The organism is Actinoplanes sp. NPDC049681, from assembly GCF_044465265.1.
Taxonomy (GTDB): domain Bacteria; phylum Actinomycetota; class Actinomycetes; order Mycobacteriales; family Micromonosporaceae; genus Actinoplanes.
This window is the reverse complement of record NZ_JBITLP010000001.1, coordinates 403,042-420,923: the sequence shown is the minus strand read 5'-3', so window position 1 is coordinate 420,923 and position 17,882 is coordinate 403,042. Positions and strand designations below refer to the sequence as shown.

The following is a 17,882-nucleotide window of genomic DNA, read 5'->3' as shown; positions in this document are numbered from 1 at the left end:
CAAGGGATGTGACCGAGATCAGTTGCGGCGAAGCCCCCGGACACCCGCGATCAGCAGGTCCAGATTCAGGGCGAAGTAGTCGTCCTCGTCCCGGCAGACGGCCAGGTACGGCGCGGCGGCGATGACGTTCGGATAGCGCTCCGGGGACAACGCACCCAGCATCGCCTTCTTGTGCCGGAGCATCTCCTCACGCTCCTCGCCGGCCTGCGGCACCCCGGGGGAGGGATCCGCCGCGACGAGCGTGATCACCGAGCACATCAGGAAGGTGCCCACCTCGGCGGCCCGCGGCGGCTCGAACTCCGCCTCCCGCAGCAGCTCCAGCACCCGCTCGGCGAGCCGCAGACCGGGCTCCGCCACCAGGATGCGGCGCAGGGCGAGCACCGCCGTCGCCGGGTGCGCCCGGATGGCGTCCAGGAAGGCCTGGAGGATCTCCCGCAGCTGCGCGTCCCAGGGAGCCTCGCGCGCCTCGGGCAGCTTGACCGAGGCGAGCAGGTGCTCGGACAGGCCGTCGAGCAGGCTGTCCTTGTCGTTGAAGTGCCAGTACATGGCCATCGGCGTGACGCCGTTCTCCTGCGCCAGGCGCCGGATCGTCACCGCGTCCAGTCCCTCCGCGTCGGCGAGGGTCATCGCGCAGTCGACGATGACGTCCCGGCTGAGACGTACGCTCCGCTTGGCCATCCCCCAACTGTACGACGTACATGGTGTGCGACTTCGACAAGCGGCGACGTGGATCACGGGTGCGACGCTGGGATCAGAAGTTCACTCAGGGCTAACCTTCGGAACACGTACCGCATTTGTTCTACAGCGGGGGCGGAGGGTGTCGATCAATCCCGGTGAGCGGAAGGGGTGGGCCGGATGGATGGGCGCGTGCACGACGCCGAGCAGCTGTCGGCTGCCCTGACCGAGCTCGAGGACCAGTACTCCTGGGACGCCGACGCCACCTATGAAGCCGCGATCGCCTACGAGGACACGGCGTGCCGGCTCGGCGACGAACGGCTGATCACCCGCGCCCGGCTCGTCCAGGCCAACATGCTCATGCGCAAGGGCGAGGTCGCCGCGGCCGCCCAGCGCATCTGGAAGATCCACCACTGGGCCACCGACCACGGCGACACCCTGATCCAGGCGCGTACGCACCTGGTCTGGGCGTATATCCATCGCCACCTCGGCGACGCCGCCCAATCCCTCGAACACTCGGTGCTCGCCGTCGAGCTGCTCGACGACACCGCCACCGACCACATGCAGGTGTGGCATCGCGCGAAGCTGGCCGACGCCCTCGGGGCGGCCGGTTCCATGGACGCCGCCCGGCAGCGCTATGCCCAGGCCGAGGAGCTCGCGGTCCGGCTCGACCTGCCGCGGCTGCTCATGGGCATGCTCAACAACTACGCCTACACCGAGTACGCCGCCGGCGAGAACGCCCGCGCCGAGGCGGTGGCCCGCCGGCTGCAGGAGGTCGCCGAGCGGCACGGCTTCACACTGGACCCCGCGGTGCTCGACACGATCGGCGCCATCGAGATCGAGAACGGCAACTACCGCCAGGCCGAGCAGACGCTGACCGAGGCCGTCCGCCGCCACCACCAGGGCGGGTACGAGGACGCCGACGCGCTCGCCGAATTCATGCTCACCCTCGCGCGTGCCCAGCGATTCCTGCAGGCCACGGACCGGGCGCAGCTGTCCCTGGACGTCTCACGCGAGCTCTGCGTCGAGCGCGGGCTCGGCGACGTGCTCGTCCGGGTCCACCAGGAGCAGGCCGAGCTGCACGCCGCGCGTGGTGAGTTCGCGGAAGCCTTCGCCGTACACAAGATCTTCTTCTCCGCCCACAATGCGCTGCACTCGTCGCAGCGGGAGGCGCAGGCCCGCACCCGGCAGGCGATGTTCGAGACCACCGAGGCGCGGCAGGAGGCCGAGCGGTTCCGCGAGCAGGCCCGCCGCGACGCGCTGACCGGCCTGCACAACCGCCGCTACCTCGACGAGGAGTTGCCGCGGCTGGTCCGCTCGAGCGCCGGGCTGACGGTGGCGATCGTCGACCTCGACCACTTCAAGCGGGTCAACGATCAGCTGTCGCACGACGTGGGCGACCAGGTGCTGATGCTCGTGGCCAAACTGCTGGAGACCGAGCTGGCCGCGGTCGCGCCGGACGGTTTCGTGGCCCGGATGGGCGGCGAGGAATTCCTCATCGCCATGCCCGGCACCACCGCCTCCGCAGCGGCCGCTCAGCTCGACGGCATTCGCCGGGCGATCGGGTCGTACGACTGGACCTCCCTCACACACGGCCTGCCGATCACCGTCAGCATCGGGGTGGCGGATCTCTGTGACTCGCCGGCCGCGTCCCAATCGGCCCTTCTGTCCACAGCAGACCGGAATCTGTACGTCGCCAAGCACGCCGGACGCGATCGGGTCGTATCGGGCAAGCCTTGCGACGTCCGGGCGAGGTCCTACCGGGACGGTGCGACCGCCGCCTGACGGGCACTGCGCTGCGTGACAATTCCTTGGAGCGACAGGGCTGAATTTGATCATTTTCTGGCGCTAGGCTGGCCGGTACGGATCTCGCCGTGCCGCGGCCGGGATCCGGGTCCGGCCTGGACGGCCGGGAGTCTCGGCCAGGGGTGGCCTGATCAGGAGGCGGTCGACGTGACGCAGGGCAGCACGGATGCGACACCGGACGAGACGGCACCGCCGGGGGTCAATCCCAACGTGCCGCACTCCGCCCGGATCTACGACTACTGGCTGGGCGGCAAAGACAACTTCGCGGTCGACCGGGCGGTCGGCGAGGCCATGATGAAGGCCATCCCGGGCATGCGCTACATGGCCGGCGAGAACCGCAAGTTCGTCCACCGCGCGGCCCGCGACCTGGTCGCCAAGGAAGGCATTCGGCAGTTCCTGGACATCGGTACGGGCATCCCGACGCGGCCGAACCTGCACGAGATCGCCCAGCAGATCGCCCCGGAAACCCGGGTGGTCTACGTGGACAACGATCCGATCGTGCTGGTGCACGCCCGGGCCCTCATGGTCAGCAGCGAGGAGGGGCGCTCCGAGTACATCGAGGCGGACATCCGCCGGCCGGAGGCAATCTTCGACAATCCCGTCCTCCAGGAGACCCTCGACCTCACCAAGCCGGTCGGGCTGACGCTGATCGCCATCCTCATGCTGTTGGCGGACGAGGACGACCCGTGGGACATGGTGGCCCGCTACCGCGACGCCATGCCGTCGGGCAGCATCATGGCGATCACTCACCCCACCGCGGACTTCAACCCGGCCGAGGTGAACCAGGCGGTCGCCGCGGCGCGCGGGGCGGGCATGACCTTCCAGGACCGGGGCAGGGACGAGGTCGCCCGCTTCTTCGGCGACTGGGAGCTGCTCGAACCGGGGCTCGTGCCGGTCTCCGCCTGGCGGCCCGACAGCCCGGTCGACGACCCCGAGGCGGCGTACTACTGGGCCGGAGTCGCTCGCAAGCCCTGATCTCCGCCTGGCCTTCCTCATCGGGCAGACATGGGCGGAGAGCCCGGCCGGCCGAGCGATCCAGCACGGGGGAACCGGACCGCCCGGCCGGGGTCCGGGCGACGCGCTCGCTCGCCGAGCGCGTCATTTGCGACGCCTCCGCAGCGCCGCTCACCTATGAAGACGTTTCAGAACCGCAGACGGGGGCGTCCCCGCGTCGGCAATTTCGGGAGCAGGCTGGCGCGCACCAGCACCTGGCGGTTGCGCCCCTGCTCACCGGTCCGCCGGTCGATCACCGTGCCCTCCACCTCGAACCAGACATCGCCCTCGTACGGGATCGGCTTCGCCCACTCCACGCGGTGCAGGCGGAGCGCCAGCGGGCCGCGGCCGTAGCAGTAGTCGCGTTCCTCGAAGACGTGGACCGGCCAGCGGGCGATGCTCAGCTGCAGCCGCCCGCGGCGGATCACCGGCGCCGCGAGGGACCAGGCCCGCCGGCCGGCCGCCACCTGCGGCCGGCGCCGGCGGGCGCAATGGACGTGCTCAGTGACTCGCGTGTGGATCACCGCCATCGTCCATGGCGGGGCCCGGAGGGTGACCTCCATCGTTCCGGGTCAATGCATAGCGAACTCCACCGAACCGGTGGGACACTGTCGTGGCTCGGGTCGTGGCAGCTTCCATCCCGTCGGGAAGCCGCTCGTCGCGATAGACGAGGGCCGGGTTGCCACGCCTCGGCGTGTCCGTGCCGTCCGGCTCGGTGAGGTCGAACGGTTCAGGGCCGATGTTCGGTACCGACATGAGCATCTCCTCCCGCTCGGGCGCTCCCGCCAGAGAGCCCCGCGTCGAGGGCCGCAGCGGCCGTTCCGCGACTGACCCGTCACTCAAAGATGTCACCCTCCGTGACCCACCTTGTGTGGGGTACGTGCGTTATCATGCTCACAATCATGTGAGAACGCAAGGCCAAATGCACGTGCATCTGCACAGCAGGTAGCCGGCGTGACACGCATCGCCGGTCCCCGGACCGGTCTCACCGTTAGGGAGCCTAGGAATGACGCACATTTTCAACGGCATGCCCGCTGGGCAGCTGCAGGGTGTGACCTGGCGAAAGAGCGGCCGGAGCAACCCCAGCGGCAACTGCGTCGAGTGCGCCGCGCTGCCGGACGGGAGCGTGGCGATGCGGAACTCTCGCGACCCGCACGGCCCGGCGCTCATCTACACGCCGGCCGAGATCGAGGCCTTCCTCGGCGGGGTTCGCGACGGAGACTTCGACCACCTGCTCGGGTGAATCGATTCCGCAGTCCAGGTGAAGGTCTGGAGAACTAACTACATAGCGTTATCGGACCGCGACCGGGCTCAGCCGAGCCGGCCGACCTCGTGCAGCAGCTTGCCGAGGATCTCCTGGGTGTGGTTCGGCGGCTCGGCGTCGATGCACACGCGCTCCATGGCGATCGCGTAGTGGTCGACGTCGTCCCGCTTGTCCAGGTAGATGGCGCTGGTGAGCTGCTCGACGTAGACCACGTCGGGCAGCTCGGGCTCCGGGAAGCGCAGGATCGCGAAGGGACCGCCCGCCGCGGCGTGACCGCCGGCGTGGAACGGGATGATCTGCAGGCGAACGTTGGGGCGCTTCGACGCCTCGATGAGCGCCTCGATCTGACCGCGCATGACGTCCGCGCCGCCGATCGGCCGCCGCAGCACCGCCTCGTCGATGACCGCCCACAGCTGCGGCGCGTCCGGCCGGTCCAGCAGCTGCTGACGCTGCCGGCGCAACTCGACGCGGCGGTCGATCTCGTCCGCGGTGGCGCCGGCGTGACCCAGCATGATCACCGCACGGGCGTACTCGGGCGTCTGCAGCAGGCCGGGCACGAACTGGATCTCGTAAGTGCGGATCAGCGAAGCGGCCGCCTCGAGGCCCAGGTACGACTGGAACCACGACGGCATGATGTCGCCGAAGTGGTGCCACCAGCCGGGGTTGTTCGCCTGCCGCGCCAGGCCCAGCAGCGCCTCGCGCTCGGCGGCGTCCTCGACGCCGTACATGCTCAGCAGGTCGGCGACGTCGCGCTCCTTGAAGCTGACCCGGCCCAGCTCCATGCGGCTGATCTTGGAACCGGAGGCGCGGATCTCGTAGCCGGCGTCCTCACGGGTGATGCCCCGGCCCTCGCGGAGCCGGCGCAGCTGCGCCCCGAGCAGGATGCGCAGCACGGTAGGGCCGCTGTTCGGCGCCTCCTCCTGCGTACCGGTGCTCACCTGGCTCCTTGTCCGAATCGTCCCCCGGAACTGCAAGTTGCAGTTCGGTCGCCCAATGCATCCTAAGGGTGAGATCGCCCGGCGGAAAACCGAACGTTCGGCCACCGCGGACCGGGACGCACGTTGCGGATGCACGTGCATCCGGCCTTGCGGACGCACTTGATCCCGAGCATGATATCTGACAGGCGGTTGTTTGGCTGCTGACGGAACGTATTTGGAGCCGCGGGTATGTGGCTCTCCGCGCCCGACCACTGAGTTCATCCCCGGGATCGGAGGAAACTCTCGATGTCGACCCCTACCATCGCCCCACCGCAGCGCGACCCCGCAGAGGTCGCGCCGGCGGACAGCTACCACAAGGCGGACCCGGTCTGGGTGTACCGCGACGGGTGGCGCGCGGGCGTGATCGAGGCCGCATCACCGCGCGCCGTGACCGTCACGTACCGCCCGGGATCGCACCTCGGCACCGGCGTCGACACCTTCACCGCCTCCTACGTGACCTCCCGCGCCGACGAGGACCCGGCACTGGACCGTCGCGAGGAGAACGCGCTGGCGCACCGTCGTCCCCGCAGCGGTGGCGACGGCGCGTCGGTGCTCGACGGACCGCAGCGATGACCGGCGCCGTGGCGCTGGCCGCCCTGATCGGCCTCGCCAGCCTGCTCGCGGGCGTGGCACTGGGCTGGTATCTGCGACGCACCAACGACTGGTGCCCGCACTGCGGTGAACAGCTCAGCTGCGACACCTGCGGCAGCAAGGCCGCGTGGCCCCGGCACCGCGAACCGGAGCTGAGCCTCGACCAGCGCTGAGGCACCATCACCGACGTGACCACCTTCATCCTGACCTGGGACGGCAGCGACACCGGCTACTTCCGCACCAACTACCGCCACGACATCCGGGCCACCGCCGCCGGCGACACCGTGCGGGGCCGGTGGAGCTTCGGATCCCGCCGATCCGGCGCGACGGCCGGCGACCAGGTGTTCCTCCTGCGCCAGAAGACCGAGCGGGGCATCGTCGCGAGCGGCCGCCTCGCCGACGGCGTCATCTTCCCCGCCCCGCACTGGGCCGGCGACCCCGGCAAGGTGACGTACTACGCCGAGATCCTGTGGAGCCGGGTCGTGCCGGTCGCCGACCGCCTGCCCTTCCCGGACCTCCTGCACGGCGTGCCCGGGCACAACTGGAACCACATCTTCGCCTCCGGCCAACGCGTACGCCCCCCGTCCGACGCCGAGCTGGCCGATCTCTGGGCCGCGCACCTCAAGGACCTGGACGGCTGACCGTACCCTCGGCTCCCGTGAACCAAGATCGAGTTCTCGCCGGAGTGGCGGTACTGGGCGGCGTGGCGCTCGGAGCGGCCGACTTCGCCCTGCAGAAGCTGCTGCCCTATCCGTGGGCAAACCTCGCCAACTCGGCCGCCGTCTGGGCGGTCGCGGCCTTCGCGCTGGGTTACCGGGTACGGGGAAGCGCGGCGCGAGCAGCCGTCGCGGCGACCGTCCTCCTCGTGATCGCCGTACCGAGCTACTACCTGACCGCCGTCCTCGTGCAGCACGACGACCTCGCCAGCGTCTGGGGGCCCGCCTCGCTGCTGTGGATGTTCTTCGGGGTCCTAGCCGGCATCCTCTTCGGCATCGCCGGGCGGTGGACCCGACTGCCGAACTGGCGCGGGTACGTCGGTATCGGCCTGCCGGGTGCCGTGCTGTTCGCCGAGGCGGCCCGGCTCCTGCGCCGCGATCTGGCGGCCACCGCGGCGATCGAGGCGGCGCTCGGCGTACTGGTGATCGCTGCGGCCGGGCGGACCTGGCGGCAGCGGGCGGTGGGCCTGGCGGTGGCCGTACCGTTGGCCCTGCTGGGTTATCTGGGTTATCAGACCGGCGGCATGGCGTGAACTGGTTTGGAGCGCGCCGAGCAGGGGTAGACCCGGGCCGCCGGGCCAGGGTGAACCCGTCGGCACACCGCTCGTGGAGGTGGTCACGATGCCCGACCCCGCTTTCGACGCCATCGTCGCGGGCCTCCGCGCCGACGACCCGGCCTTCGCCGACCGGCTCGACAAACTCGGCGAACCCCGCCCCCCATGGCGGCCGGCCCTCGCGGTCCTGCTGTGGACCATCGCTCCCATGTGCATCGTCCTCGGCGGCTGGACCGGCGGGATGATCGCGGTGATTGCGGGCGCCTACGGCACCCACCTCATGCGGACCCCCTCCTGGAGGCACACCATGACCGATCCCGACCCCCGGCCGGCCACCATCGAGGAGGCCGCGGAGATCATCCGCAACGACGAGACCCTGCAGGTAGCCACCGACACCGTGGCCGACGACGACACCGCCACCGACGACGACGCCCGCACCGCGGACTCCGCCCCGACGGGCGAGACGAGGGAAAGCTAGCCGTCAGCGCCAGCGGTCGCCGGTGAGGCGCTCGTAGACCTCGACGTACCGGTTCCGCGTCGCCTCGACGACCTCGTCCGGGATCTCCGGCCCCGGAGCCGTCCGGTCCCAGTCGGAATTCGCCGACCAGTCCCGCAGGAACTGCTTGTCGAGGTATCGCTGCGTCCCGCCCGGCTGCCACTCGTCGGCCGCCCAGAACCGCGACGAATCCGGCGTGAGCAGCTCGTCCCCCAGCTTCAGCACGCCGCCCGAGAACCCCAGCTCGATCTTGGTGTCGGCGATGAGAATCCCCTTCCGGGCCGCGATCTCCGACCCCCGCCGATACACCTCCAGCGTGATCCGCCGCAGCTCCGCCGCGACGTCGGCGCCGACTTCACGCTCCACATCCCCGTAGGTGATGAACTCGTCGTGCCCCTCGCCGGGCGCCACCTTGGTCGTCGGGGTGAACACGGGCTCGGGCAGCTTGGAGCCCTCGATGAGGCCCGGCGGCAGCGAGACGCCGGAGACCGCCCCGTCCTTCTCGTACTCCTTGAGCCCCGACCCGGCCAGATAACCGCGAGCAATGCACTCGACCATGACCATCTCGAGCCTCTCGCACCGAACGGCCCGGCCGGCCCACTCGGCGGGCACATCGGTCGCCGAGATGATGTGGTTCGGCACGACGTCGGCGAGCTGGTCGAACCACCACAACGACAGCTGTGTGAGGATCTTGCCCTTGTCCGGGATGGCGGTGGGCAGCACGACGTCATAGATGGAGACACGATCCGAGGCCACCAGCAGGATGTCGTCGCCGTCGGCGTAGACGTCCCTGACCTTGCCCGAGTGCAACAGCTCCACGTGTTCCCCTAGCGTCGAGTCCGCCGAACGGGCCCACGCTATATGACCGCGGTGCGCGTCGGGGTGGCCGGTCCGCCGTGCTAAGCCCTGAACAGATCGGCTTCCTCCGATCGACCCACTGTGGCTGCACAGATGGAAATGCCGACCGGTCCTGTCGCCGGCCACACAGAGCCGAAAATCTGGCGTCCGTGCGTCTTCCATCACGGTGTGGCTGAAATCATGGCCCTATGAGTGCCGAGGATCTGGACGATCAGTACGAGGCGTTCCAGTCGATCGCCGACCGCGCAACCCCGGACAAGGCCGTTCAACAGCTACGCCTCCTCCGCGTGCCCGAGGACATCATCAAGAAGATCCGGGAACGGCACGAGGCCGAAGTCATCAAGATCCGGGAGATGCGCGAACCGAACGTCGTCTACTCGTCCGGACGCCTCACGTGGTACACCGGCCCGCGTGAAGGCGACCGGTTCTGGCCTTCCCTGGAACGGACGTTGCGCAGCGGGCCGAGGCCTTGGAGCGACCAAGCGATCGGGGCGCTGGACGACTCCTCCACGAAGGTGGTCGGACTGCTCGACCATCCCGAGCGGGAGACGTTCAGAAGCATAGGCCTCGTGCTCGGGTACGTGCAGTCCGGTAAGACGGCGAATTTCACGGCGGTCATGGCGAAGGCGGCAGACCGCGGATATCGACTCTTCATCGTGCTGTCCGGCATTCACAACGGCCTGCGTCGTCAGACCCAGGCCCGGCTGGCGCGTGAGTTGGTGCAGGCGAACCCCGCCCGCTGGCACGAGGTCACGACCGTCGACGAGGACTTTCACCCGAAAGGAAACGCCGCCGCGTACTTCACCGCCCAGAACCAACATTCCCTGCTGGTCGTCAAGAAGAACGCCAAAGTCCTCCAAAAACTGAACCGTTGGCTGGCCTCCGCGAAGGACTACCTACGCGACTGCCCGACGCTGGTCATCGACGACGAGGCCGATCAGGCCACCGTCGGCGGAAAGGTGATCAATCCCCTGCTGGCCGATCTCCTGAAGGTGTTCACGAAAGTAGGTTACGTCGGTTATACGGCGACCCCCTTCGCCAACCTTCTCATCGACCCTGCGACAGAGGACGACTTCTACCCACGCGACTTCGTCGTGAGTCTTCCCGCGCCGAAGGGCTACCAGGGTCCCGAGGTGTTGTTCGGACGCGATCCCCTCGACGGTGAGGACCCGGGCGACGTCCCCGGGGGCGAGGACATGATCCGTGAGATCCCGGACGACGACATCGAGAAGGTGCGACCGATCAATAAGGCCGCGGCCGCTGACTTCGTGCCGGAGATGGCGGGATCCCTCCGGAGCGCGGTCCTGTATTTCTGGCTAGCCACCGCCGCTCGCAGGGAGCGGGGCACCGGCATCCCGCATTCGACGATGCTCATCCATACGACCTTGCAAACCGGCATTCACGAGGACTTCCGCGTGCCGCTGGACGATCTGCGACGCGAGGCGATCCACGCACTGCAGAACGACAACCACGACTTCTACACGGAACTCGAGGAACAATGGGTCGACGAGACGGCTCGCGTGGCGGCCGCGGACTTCGGCGAGACACCGGTGCCCTTCGAGGCCGTACTCCGACACCTTCCGATCGTCATCGACGAGAGCCGGGTCGTCGTCGACAACTACCGCAGTCAGGACCGACTGGACTACGAGTCGGGCCCCGTGGTGGCCATCGCGGTCGGTGGCAACACGCTTAGCCGTGGACTCACCTTGGAAGGCTTGGTCACCAGCTACTTCGTCAGAGCTTCCTCGGCCTACGACACGCTGTTGCAGATGGGAAGGTGGTTCGGGCACCGGGCGGGGTACGCCGACCTGCCGCGGATCTGGATGACCGCCGAGCTGGCCGGATGGTTCCGTCACCTCGCGGTGGTCGAGGCCGAGATCCGTAAGGACATCGATCGGTACCTCACCGAGGACAAGAATCCGTTGACATTCGCCGTCCGCATTCGCACGCACCCCAAGATGCTCGTCACCGCCCCCGCCCGGATGAAGGCCGCGGTGACGGCACACGCGGCGTACGGCGGTGATCTGGTGGAGAGTCGCTACTTCCCGACTGACCCTGACGCTGTCGACTGGCTCGCCCGCAATGAGGAGGCGGCCGTCGGCCTTATCACCGCGGCGAAGCAGCACGGACGCGCTCAAGAGGTTCGGACGGCGGAACGGCAGCTGTGGCGCGACGTGTCGTACCGGGACGTGCTCCGCTTCATCGATTCCTACCAATTCCACGAGCGCTCGGAGGAGGCACGCCCGGACCTCCTCAAGTGCTACATCGAGAAGCGGGTTCAGAACGGCGCTCTGAGGACGTGGGACGTGGCGGTCATCGGCAACTCGAACGCCGACGCAAACAAGTGGAAGTTGCCGGACGGCACCCAATTCGGCATGAACGGCCGCAGCCGCATCAACAAGGTGGAGGATCCGATAGCGGATATCAAGACTCTGTCGGCTCCCCGCGATACGGCGATCAATCTTCAGGTTCCCCATGACGTCGACGTCACAAGGCGATCCGCGGTGGACGACCTGCGCAAGAAGCAGCGGCCGGACGTCGGGCTCTTGCTGATTTATCCGATCGATCCCGAGTCGGCAAGCAAGAGGAACAACCGTCGCTCGCCCCTGCACGCGCCGTTCGACGTGGTCGTCGGGGCCGCGTTCGTCTTCCCCACGCCTCCTTCCGCGGACGACAGCAGAGTGGAACACAAGTACGTCAGCGCAGATCTTTCCGGGGTGTACTGGGAAGAAGAGGACCCGGAGATCCTGCAGCTGGACGACGAGGATGAAGTCGCGTGACCGACCTGCGATCCGTCGTTCAGGACCATTGGTCAGCGCTGGACGCCGAACCTCGGCGGACCACGTGGCTCACGTCGGAGTTACCGGTGCGAGTGGCCGGCCGCTCCTTGCGCTGCGCGATCGGCCCCGACAGGCACCGCCACCTGCTCGTGCCCCTTCCACCAAGCGTCGAACCGGTACGAGCCGACACGCGCTCCGCAGCCGTACACCTGATGCCGCTGACGTTGGAGGACGACGGCCCCACCCGGTACGCCGACCTGATGCTACTGCGCACCGACCTTGCAGAGGTCTTCACCGGGCTTTGCGCGGACCTGCTGGCCGCAATGGCTGCCGAGCCGTCGGATCCGCTGCCCGTGATCTCGGAGGTTCTGAACGGATGGCGGGAGTTGTTCCGTAGCGGCATCCGCCTGGGCACCGAGCAACTTGCCGGATTGTTCGGTGAGCTCACCGTTCTCAACGCTCTGTTGGACCTCGGCGCCGACCTACTGACCGGTTGGACCGGTCCCTTCCGGTCACCTCAGGATTTCCGCCTCCGGGACCGGGCGATCGAGGTAAAAGCCACAGCGGCCCGGGAGGGGAGAAGGGTGGGCATCCACGGTATCGACCAGCTTGTGATACCGCCCGGCGGCCTGATCCTCTGGTGGATGCGATTCGACACCTCCGATGCAGGCGGCACGTCGGTCCCGGAGCTCGTCGAGTCAACCGTGCGACGCCTTTCGAGGCCGAGAGAGTTGTGGCAGCTCCTGGCCAGATCCGGTTATCACGCAGCCGACGCGGACCAGTACGGCCAAGTTCGCTTCAGCCTCGCCGAAGAGGCGGGATATCGCATTACCGAAGAATTCCCTCGGATCATTCCGGAATCTCTGGTCGGTGGCCTGCCGAGCGGCGTGAGCGACGTACGCTACTCCATCGACCTGGAGGTCTGCCCTGCGCCGATGCAGAAGCACGAGCTGATCGAATTCCTGCGAACGATGGCGGCCGGATGACGAAACCTCGCTGGTACTCCCAACCCTTCCCGCCCGCCGGCTCCATCAGCGCCGAGGGAATCAAGCGAACCCTCGGCAAGCCGCCTCTACCTTGGCCGGCGATCCTGGTGCGGGAGTCCGCCCAGAACAGCTGGGACGCGCGCCTCGGAGACCGGCCTGTGGAGTTCACTCTGGACCTGGGCATCGTCTCGCCGCAGCACGCGAGCTCCTGGACGGAGCTGCTGTCGGAGGGCGCACCGCACAGCGACAAATTTCCTCTGCGAAGAACATTGCGAGGGCGCGAGGGTCATTCACCCCTCATTCGAACGTTAACGATCAGCGATCGAGGAACGAAAGGGCTCGGTGGTCCGACAAGAGCGGACACGGCACGCGGCGACGAGCCACGCGACTGGGTGTCGTTCGTGCTCAACGTCGGCGATCCACCGGACACCAAGAACGGCGGTGGCACGTACGGGTACGGCAAAGGCATCCTTTATCAGATGTCCCGGGCAGGAACGATCATCGTGCAGACCAGGACCCGCACCTCCGAAGGGTTCCGGAACCGCTTGATCGGCATTTGCCTGGGCGAGTCCGTCGAACTGCCATTCACTGACGGTTGCATGAGGCCGCACACCGGCCGCCACTGGTGGGGTTCCGTCGAATCGAGCCATGTGGAGCCACTGACCGGGCAGGACGCCGTGAGCGTAGCCTCCGCGCTGGGGTTGCGATCCTTCGGCGACGACGAGACGGGGACGGACGTCGTCGTCGTCGATCCTGAGTTCGGCCAATACAGCGACGAGCAGACAGCGGAGTACCTCGCCGACTCCACGGCCTGGAACCTGTGGCCGATCATGCTGCAGGACCGAGGCGACGAACGGCTGGTCGCAGAAGTACGTCTGCGGGGAGTGGACGTGCCGGTGCCCGTCCCCGAGAAGAGCCGCGGACTCAAGACGTTCGTCGCAGCTTATCGACGTTTAAATGCGGGGACCGACGTTCGGACATTGGCATGCGGGAATCCGAAGAAGAATCTGGGCCAGCTTGCACTCGAACGGCAGCTTATCCCGACGTTCGAGCCCCCGGCCGCGGCCCAGGACCTGGGCATCACGAGCGCTCCGCATCACGTATGCCTGTTGCGCTCCCCGGAACTCGTCGTCAGCTACCACGCCGGACCTGAACCGATCAGCACGAATCTCGCATACGCCGGTGTCTTTCGAGCCTTCGACGACATGGACCGCGTCTACGCGGCCGCGGAACCGCCGACCCACGATGCCTGGGTGTTCGCCCAGCTGGACGGCCATGAGCGTACGTTCGTCAGAACAACTTTCGTACGGCTCAAGGAGCGACTGGCAGAATTCGCCAGACCGGCGGAGATCCGGACCGAAAACCTCCGAGCTCCCCTCGGGGCGGCCAGCAATTTCCTTGGTTCTCTGGTGGCTGCGGCGGGCGGCACCGGTGCGGCGCCGGCACTGCTGCCTGCGCAGGCTCCGGGCGGGGAACCGACTGACGAACCGATCATCGGCTCGAGGGGCGCGGCCAGCGAAGCCGGGGAGCCCACTTCCAGCGCACCGGCCGGAGTCCGGACTCGTGGACGAGCTGCGCTCCGGCTGGAGGGTGAGCCCTACTTCGACGACGTCGACTCGGAGCTCCTGCTGCTACAAGGGTTTTCTGTGATCGGTACCGGACCCCTCTCAGCGCGTGGTACGGCCGACATCGTCATGGCCGACGGCACCCGCGAGCAGGAGCCGCCGGAGAGCGCCGAACGTCCCCGCGTCGTCGGGTGGCGGAACGGCGGGGCTACCACGGACGGGGACCTCCTGACCTTGGCCGATGCTACGCCCGGGACCAGGGTGACGCTCATGATCCGCGCGGTGGTCGACACCGTCACTCAGGTCGGTGTGGTGGTCCTGGGCGGTGAGGGAGGGTCCGATGGCAAATAGGGGCGCCCTGGCATGGCCGTACAGAAGGGTCGGTACAGAGGCAGTCAAGGTATCGGATTGGTTGATCGACCCTGACACGGACCGTGAGCGGGTCGCGCCGACAGCTCTTCCCGACTGGGACTATCAAACCGACGTCCGGCTCAGACGCCGAATCGCCGTCGACAGCGGCGATGCGCGTATGTCCGCGGGGCTCCCGCAGGAAGCCCGCTTGGCCGTAAGCGTTCGCTGGGATGCCGCGCCGTCGCTGATACGCGGCTCTGCGGCGTGGATCCCGTTGGAGGACGATCAGCACGAGTACACCGTGCAGATCACGCTGCCGGGTGCGCGAATCGGCGGGATGGTGCAGGTCGAGACCATGCTCGTGCTGGCCAGCGAGATCCCGCATCGACCTGCGACGGCTCATCTTCCGGGCAGCTTGCTGTGGAACGACTCCATCGAGATCCGCCTGCAGGGTGACGCACCGCTCTTCCCCATCGCGCTGGTGCCGTTCTCCGGATCGAGTCTCCCCGACAGAGCGGCATGGTTCCTGGAGTTGGGATCCGACCTCGAGGCCAGCGCGCTCGGAGCTGTACAACTTCTGGTCAACCAGGAGCATCCCCCGGTGGTCGCCGCGTTGACGCATGCAGCGGCGCCCGATGCCGTCGAGCGAACCGTTCTGTCCGCGCTCCGATCGGACGTCGTCCGCAGCATGCTGGAGCGGGCGATCACGGATGAAGAATTCGAGATGGTGTACGACTACGGGAAGCAAACGCTGGGTTCCGTACTGCAGGGACTTATACGCACGTGCCTGTCCAACTACGTGCAGGAGGACATGGCCGAGATCCGCCGCCTGCATGCCAACGACCCGCCGACGTTCGCCGCGGTCGTGCAGGCCGCCACCGCACTGTTCCAGCCGGACGGGACGGCGAACGGATGAGCATTCTCTATCCTCGTCTGCCGGACAAGGCGGCGAGGGAACGCTACCGAGCGGTGCACGGTCTGGCACCGGCGCAGTTGTCGACGATGTGCGACACGTCGCACATCGCTCAGTACTTCTCGCCGACAGGGGGAACGCGAGCGACGCCGGAAGGACTTGCCCGGCTCCAGAGCAGCATCCGTTCCATAGCCGCGGACTACGGCTACCCCGACGAGACGGTCGGTCGACGACTCAACCGCTTCGACATCGCCGTCGCCGAGACGCTGCATACCGGCATGGGCCTCGTGCCGGCAGAAGCAGCGATACGACCCGTGTGGGCCTTCCTCGCGATGGTCGTCCTTCCGGATGTAGCGGTATGGCGATTCCCCGATCCGCCCGTCGACAGAGTCCTCGCCACTGACATCACCCGACACGTCTTCGGCCGCCTCTGGTGGCGAGCAGAGCTCCTGCGCGACGACTCCCGACCGGAGGAGCCCTACCGCCTGCTCGACGTCTTCTCCGAGCGGAACTTCGACCAGATCCTCGCGCGGCGCCGATCCATCGGCGGGTCCCCCGAGCTGGTTCGTGCCCTGGCCCAGGAGTGGCCGCGCATTTGGATAGGGCCGAACGAGACCGAGGTTCTCAGGGACACTCTCAAACATCTGATGCGGCGAGGAGCGTTCCAGGATCTGTTCGGTCTTCCCGAGTCTCTTCTGCGCCCGGAAGTGGCACGGGCGATCGCAACCGCACGGGCAGGGCGGTCGGAGTCGCCCTGACTCCGGCGATGTACGTTGACCCGCATGGCGGCACAGATCCCGACACCGAGCTCCGCCGGCGTGTCAGATCGAATGAGCCGGCAGCGTCGCCGCGACACCACACCTGAGGTCGCCATCCGTAAGCTGCTGCATGCACGGGGTTTTCGCTTCCGGGTGACCATGCCCGTACCCGGAATGCCGCGGCGCAGCATCGATATCGCTTTTACCCGGGCTCGAGTGGCGGTCTTCGTGGACGGGTGCTTCTGGCACGTCTGTCCCGTCCATCGGACGAGCCCGGCCGCCAATTCGGATTGGTGGTCGAAGAAGCTGGCGACCAACCAGGAGCGCGACGTCGCCACGAACGAACACCTGCGGGACTTGGGATGGCGCGTCGTGAGGATCTGGGAGCACGAGGACCCGAACGAGGCGGCCGACCGCATCGCGGCCACCGTCCGTGGTGAAGCGCTGCCGGACGAGATCTGATCTAGAGACGTTCGTCCAGGCTATCCGCGACATGTTTGCCGATGGCGTGAGCGAGTTCCACCGGAACCGCGTTTCCGATCTGACGAGCGATCTGCACCTTGGATCCGCACCAGCTAAAGCTGTCCGGGAATCCCTGCAGGCGAGCGGCTTCGAGGTGGGTGATGGCTCGGTGCTCGCTGGGGTGGAGGTACCGGCCCTTCTCGGGCTTGAAGAACTCCGTCCGGATCGTCACCGAGGGACGGTCCCACCGCAGTCGACCCATCACGTCGCCGGATCCCGAGGTGTGTTTCAACCAGCATGGACTCTTGAGGTCGTCGGGAAGGTCGAATCTGTTGCCACCCGGCGGGATACGACGGAACCGCTTCTGTGAGATCGTCTCGTACTTGCGGGTCACATGCAGCGTCATGCCCCGGAAAGCTCCGGGCACGGGGACGCCGTGGTGATTGACCGTCGTCCTGGGCAACAGCTGGAGATCAGCGGGCACATGGGGATTGAGCCCGGCAAGAGTTTCGGCGACAGTCTTCCAGTGCTCCCGAGGGACGTCGCCGAGCGGCACATCGATCGGCTTGAGATCGCGATGTGTGCCGATGACTATGGCTCGCCGCCGGACCTGGGCCGCTCCGAAGTCGGCAGCGTTGACGAGCTCTTCCCGAAGGTTGTAGTCCTGGAGCAGACCACCGTCGACCTCGCCCTTGAGGGTCCGGAACTCCTCGCTCTTGAGGAAGCGGTCGACGTTCTCGATCACGAAGGCCTTAGGCTTGACCTCGGTGAGCACCCGGACGTACTCCCGCCACAGCTGATTACGGGGATCGTCGAGCTTCTTGGCACCGAGATTCGAGAAGCCCTGGCACGGGGGTCCACCCACCACGACGTCCGCTGTGGCACTCACCTCCGTGACCGCCCAATCGGAGATGCTTCCGGCGTGGACGATGCCCTTACCGAAGTTCTCGGTGTAGGTGGTCGCAGCGGCCACGTCGATCTCGACGGCGCCGACGGTCCGATAGCGGCCCGTTCCGTGAAGCCCGACGGTGATCCCTCCGCACCCGGCGAAGAGGTCGAGGACCCGGAACGTCTGTGCCATGGGCTGTACATTAGCCGGCCCGCCGGCATACAGCCACGACCATGGTGCAGTGTCAG

General features: G+C 67.5%; 19 protein-coding genes. 14 read left to right on the top strand and 5 right to left on the bottom strand.

Annotated elements, in window-relative coordinates:
• Positions 1-18: 18 nt before the first annotated feature.
• Positions 19-678 (bottom strand): TetR/AcrR family transcriptional regulator, encoded by a 660-nt coding sequence (locus tag ACIBO8_RS01970; protein WP_396113210.1) that lies wholly within the window; start codon positions 676-678, stop codon positions 19-21.
• 177 nt (positions 679-855) lie between these two features.
• Between ACIBO8_RS01970 and ACIBO8_RS01965 the strand changes: the two genes are divergently transcribed.
• Together ACIBO8_RS01965 and ACIBO8_RS01960 are read left to right on the top strand one after the other, a co-directional pair.
• Positions 856-2,460 (top strand): diguanylate cyclase, encoded by a 1,605-nt coding sequence (locus tag ACIBO8_RS01965; protein WP_396113209.1) that lies wholly within the window; start codon positions 856-858, stop codon positions 2,458-2,460.
• A gap of 168 nt (positions 2,461-2,628) precedes the next feature.
• Complete coding sequence (locus ACIBO8_RS01960; protein ID WP_396113208.1) at positions 2,629-3,456, top strand: SAM-dependent methyltransferase; 828 nt, start codon at positions 2,629-2,631, stop codon at positions 3,454-3,456.
• A gap of 167 nt (positions 3,457-3,623) precedes the next feature.
• Here ACIBO8_RS01960 and ACIBO8_RS01955 read toward each other — a convergent pair whose 3' ends face one another.
• The gene (locus ACIBO8_RS01955) at positions 3,624-3,998 is read right to left on the bottom strand and encodes a hypothetical protein (RefSeq protein ID WP_396113207.1); all 375 of its coding nucleotides are present in this window, start codon (positions 3,996-3,998) and stop codon (positions 3,624-3,626) included.
• Positions 3,999-4,480: 482 nt separating this feature from the next.
• Between ACIBO8_RS01955 and ACIBO8_RS01950 the strand changes: the two genes are divergently transcribed.
• Complete coding sequence (locus ACIBO8_RS01950) at positions 4,481-4,717, top strand: DUF397 domain-containing protein (RefSeq protein WP_396113206.1); 237 nt, start codon at positions 4,481-4,483, stop codon at positions 4,715-4,717.
• 68 nt (positions 4,718-4,785) lie between these two features.
• On the opposite strand, the gene ACIBO8_RS01945 is transcribed toward ACIBO8_RS01950, so the two are convergent.
• Positions 4,786-5,676 carry a helix-turn-helix domain-containing protein gene (locus ACIBO8_RS01945; RefSeq protein ID WP_396113205.1) on the bottom strand — a complete coding sequence of 297 codons (891 nt, stop codon included), beginning with the start codon at positions 5,674-5,676 and terminating at the stop codon, positions 4,786-4,788.
• Between the two features lie 285 nt (positions 5,677-5,961).
• Between ACIBO8_RS01945 and ACIBO8_RS01940 the strand changes: the two genes are divergently transcribed.
• From ACIBO8_RS01940 to ACIBO8_RS01920, 5 genes are all read left to right on the top strand, one after another.
• The gene (locus ACIBO8_RS01940; protein WP_396113204.1) at positions 5,962-6,288 is read left to right on the top strand and encodes a hypothetical protein; all 327 of its coding nucleotides are present in this window, start codon (positions 5,962-5,964) and stop codon (positions 6,286-6,288) included.
• On the top strand, positions 6,285-6,479 hold the full coding sequence (locus ACIBO8_RS01935) for a hypothetical protein (RefSeq protein ID WP_396113203.1): 195 nt from the start codon (positions 6,285-6,287) through the stop codon (positions 6,477-6,479). Before ACIBO8_RS01940 ends, ACIBO8_RS01935 begins: the two co-directional genes overlap by 4 nt.
• A 15-nt stretch (positions 6,480-6,494) precedes the next feature.
• Positions 6,495-6,947 (top strand): hypothetical protein, encoded by a 453-nt coding sequence (locus ACIBO8_RS01930; RefSeq protein ID WP_396113202.1) that lies wholly within the window; start codon positions 6,495-6,497, stop codon positions 6,945-6,947.
• A 17-nt stretch (positions 6,948-6,964) separates the two neighbouring features.
• Positions 6,965-7,555, top strand: coding sequence for a DUF6518 family protein (locus tag ACIBO8_RS01925; RefSeq protein WP_396113201.1), 591 nt, complete (start codon positions 6,965-6,967; stop codon positions 7,553-7,555).
• 88 nt (positions 7,556-7,643) lie between these two features.
• Entirely contained in the window at positions 7,644-8,054 is a 411-nt protein-coding gene (locus tag ACIBO8_RS01920) for a DUF3040 domain-containing protein (RefSeq protein WP_396113200.1), read from the top strand.
• Between the two features lie 3 nt (positions 8,055-8,057).
• Here ACIBO8_RS01920 and ACIBO8_RS01915 read toward each other — a convergent pair whose 3' ends face one another.
• Positions 8,058-8,891 (bottom strand): phosphoribosylaminoimidazolesuccinocarboxamide synthase, encoded by an 834-nt coding sequence (locus ACIBO8_RS01915; protein WP_396113199.1) that lies wholly within the window; start codon positions 8,889-8,891, stop codon positions 8,058-8,060.
• A 227-nt stretch (positions 8,892-9,118) separates the two neighbouring features.
• Here ACIBO8_RS01915 and ACIBO8_RS01910 point away from each other — a divergent pair, with 227 nt between their 5' ends.
• From ACIBO8_RS01910 to ACIBO8_RS01885, 6 genes are all read left to right on the top strand, one after another.
• Positions 9,119-11,710 carry a Z1 domain-containing protein gene (locus ACIBO8_RS01910; RefSeq protein WP_396113198.1) on the top strand — a complete coding sequence of 864 codons (2,592 nt, stop codon included), beginning with the start codon at positions 9,119-9,121 and terminating at the stop codon, positions 11,708-11,710.
• A complete protein-coding gene (locus tag ACIBO8_RS01905) occupies positions 11,707-12,696 on the top strand; it encodes a PD-(D/E)XK motif protein (RefSeq protein ID WP_396113197.1) in 990 nt (329 codons plus the stop codon). The genes ACIBO8_RS01910 and ACIBO8_RS01905 overlap by 4 nt, the downstream gene beginning before the upstream one ends.
• Positions 12,693-14,612: a hypothetical protein gene (locus tag ACIBO8_RS01900; protein WP_396113196.1), complete on the top strand. Its 1,920-nt coding sequence runs from the start codon at positions 12,693-12,695 to the stop codon at positions 14,610-14,612. The genes ACIBO8_RS01905 and ACIBO8_RS01900 overlap by 4 nt, the downstream gene beginning before the upstream one ends.
• A gap of 61 nt (positions 14,613-14,673) precedes the next feature.
• A complete protein-coding gene (locus tag ACIBO8_RS01895) occupies positions 14,674-15,528 on the top strand; it encodes a hypothetical protein (protein WP_396113195.1) in 855 nt (284 codons plus the stop codon).
• A complete protein-coding gene (locus ACIBO8_RS01890; protein WP_396113194.1) occupies positions 15,525-16,283 on the top strand; it encodes a DUF6339 family protein in 759 nt (252 codons plus the stop codon). Before ACIBO8_RS01895 ends, ACIBO8_RS01890 begins: the two co-directional genes overlap by 4 nt.
• Before the next feature lie 24 nt (positions 16,284-16,307).
• The gene (locus tag ACIBO8_RS01885) at positions 16,308-16,745 is read left to right on the top strand and encodes a very short patch repair endonuclease (RefSeq protein WP_396113193.1); all 438 of its coding nucleotides are present in this window, start codon (positions 16,308-16,310) and stop codon (positions 16,743-16,745) included.
• A gap of 1 nt (position 16,746) precedes the next feature.
• Here ACIBO8_RS01885 and ACIBO8_RS01880 read toward each other — a convergent pair whose 3' ends face one another.
• The gene (locus tag ACIBO8_RS01880) at positions 16,747-17,826 is read right to left on the bottom strand and encodes a DNA cytosine methyltransferase (RefSeq protein ID WP_396113192.1); all 1,080 of its coding nucleotides are present in this window, start codon (positions 17,824-17,826) and stop codon (positions 16,747-16,749) included.
• Positions 17,827-17,882: the final 56 nt, after the last annotated feature.

Coding starts and splice junctions, on each gene's coding strand:
- ACIBO8_RS01890 (WP_396113194.1), top strand. CDS start 15,525: ATGAGCATTCTCTATCCTCGTCTGCCGGACAAGGCGGCGAGGGAACGC.
- ACIBO8_RS01950 (WP_396113206.1), top strand. CDS start 4,481: ATGACGCACATTTTCAACGGCATGCCCGCTGGGCAGCTGCAGGGTGTG.
- ACIBO8_RS01965 (WP_396113209.1), top strand. CDS start 856: ATGGATGGGCGCGTGCACGACGCCGAGCAGCTGTCGGCTGCCCTGACC.
- ACIBO8_RS01910 (WP_396113198.1), top strand. CDS start 9,119: ATGAGTGCCGAGGATCTGGACGATCAGTACGAGGCGTTCCAGTCGATC.
- ACIBO8_RS01885 (WP_396113193.1), top strand. CDS start 16,308: ATGGCGGCACAGATCCCGACACCGAGCTCCGCCGGCGTGTCAGATCGA.
- ACIBO8_RS01920 (WP_396113200.1), top strand. CDS start 7,644: ATGCCCGACCCCGCTTTCGACGCCATCGTCGCGGGCCTCCGCGCCGAC.
- ACIBO8_RS01940 (WP_396113204.1), top strand. CDS start 5,962: ATGTCGACCCCTACCATCGCCCCACCGCAGCGCGACCCCGCAGAGGTC.
- ACIBO8_RS01880 (WP_396113192.1), bottom strand. CDS start 17,826: ATGGCACAGACGTTCCGGGTCCTCGACCTCTTCGCCGGGTGCGGAGGG.
- ACIBO8_RS01970 (WP_396113210.1), bottom strand. CDS start 678: ATGGCCAAGCGGAGCGTACGTCTCAGCCGGGACGTCATCGTCGACTGC.
- ACIBO8_RS01900 (WP_396113196.1), top strand. CDS start 12,693: ATGACGAAACCTCGCTGGTACTCCCAACCCTTCCCGCCCGCCGGCTCC.
- ACIBO8_RS01935 (WP_396113203.1), top strand. CDS start 6,285: ATGACCGGCGCCGTGGCGCTGGCCGCCCTGATCGGCCTCGCCAGCCTG.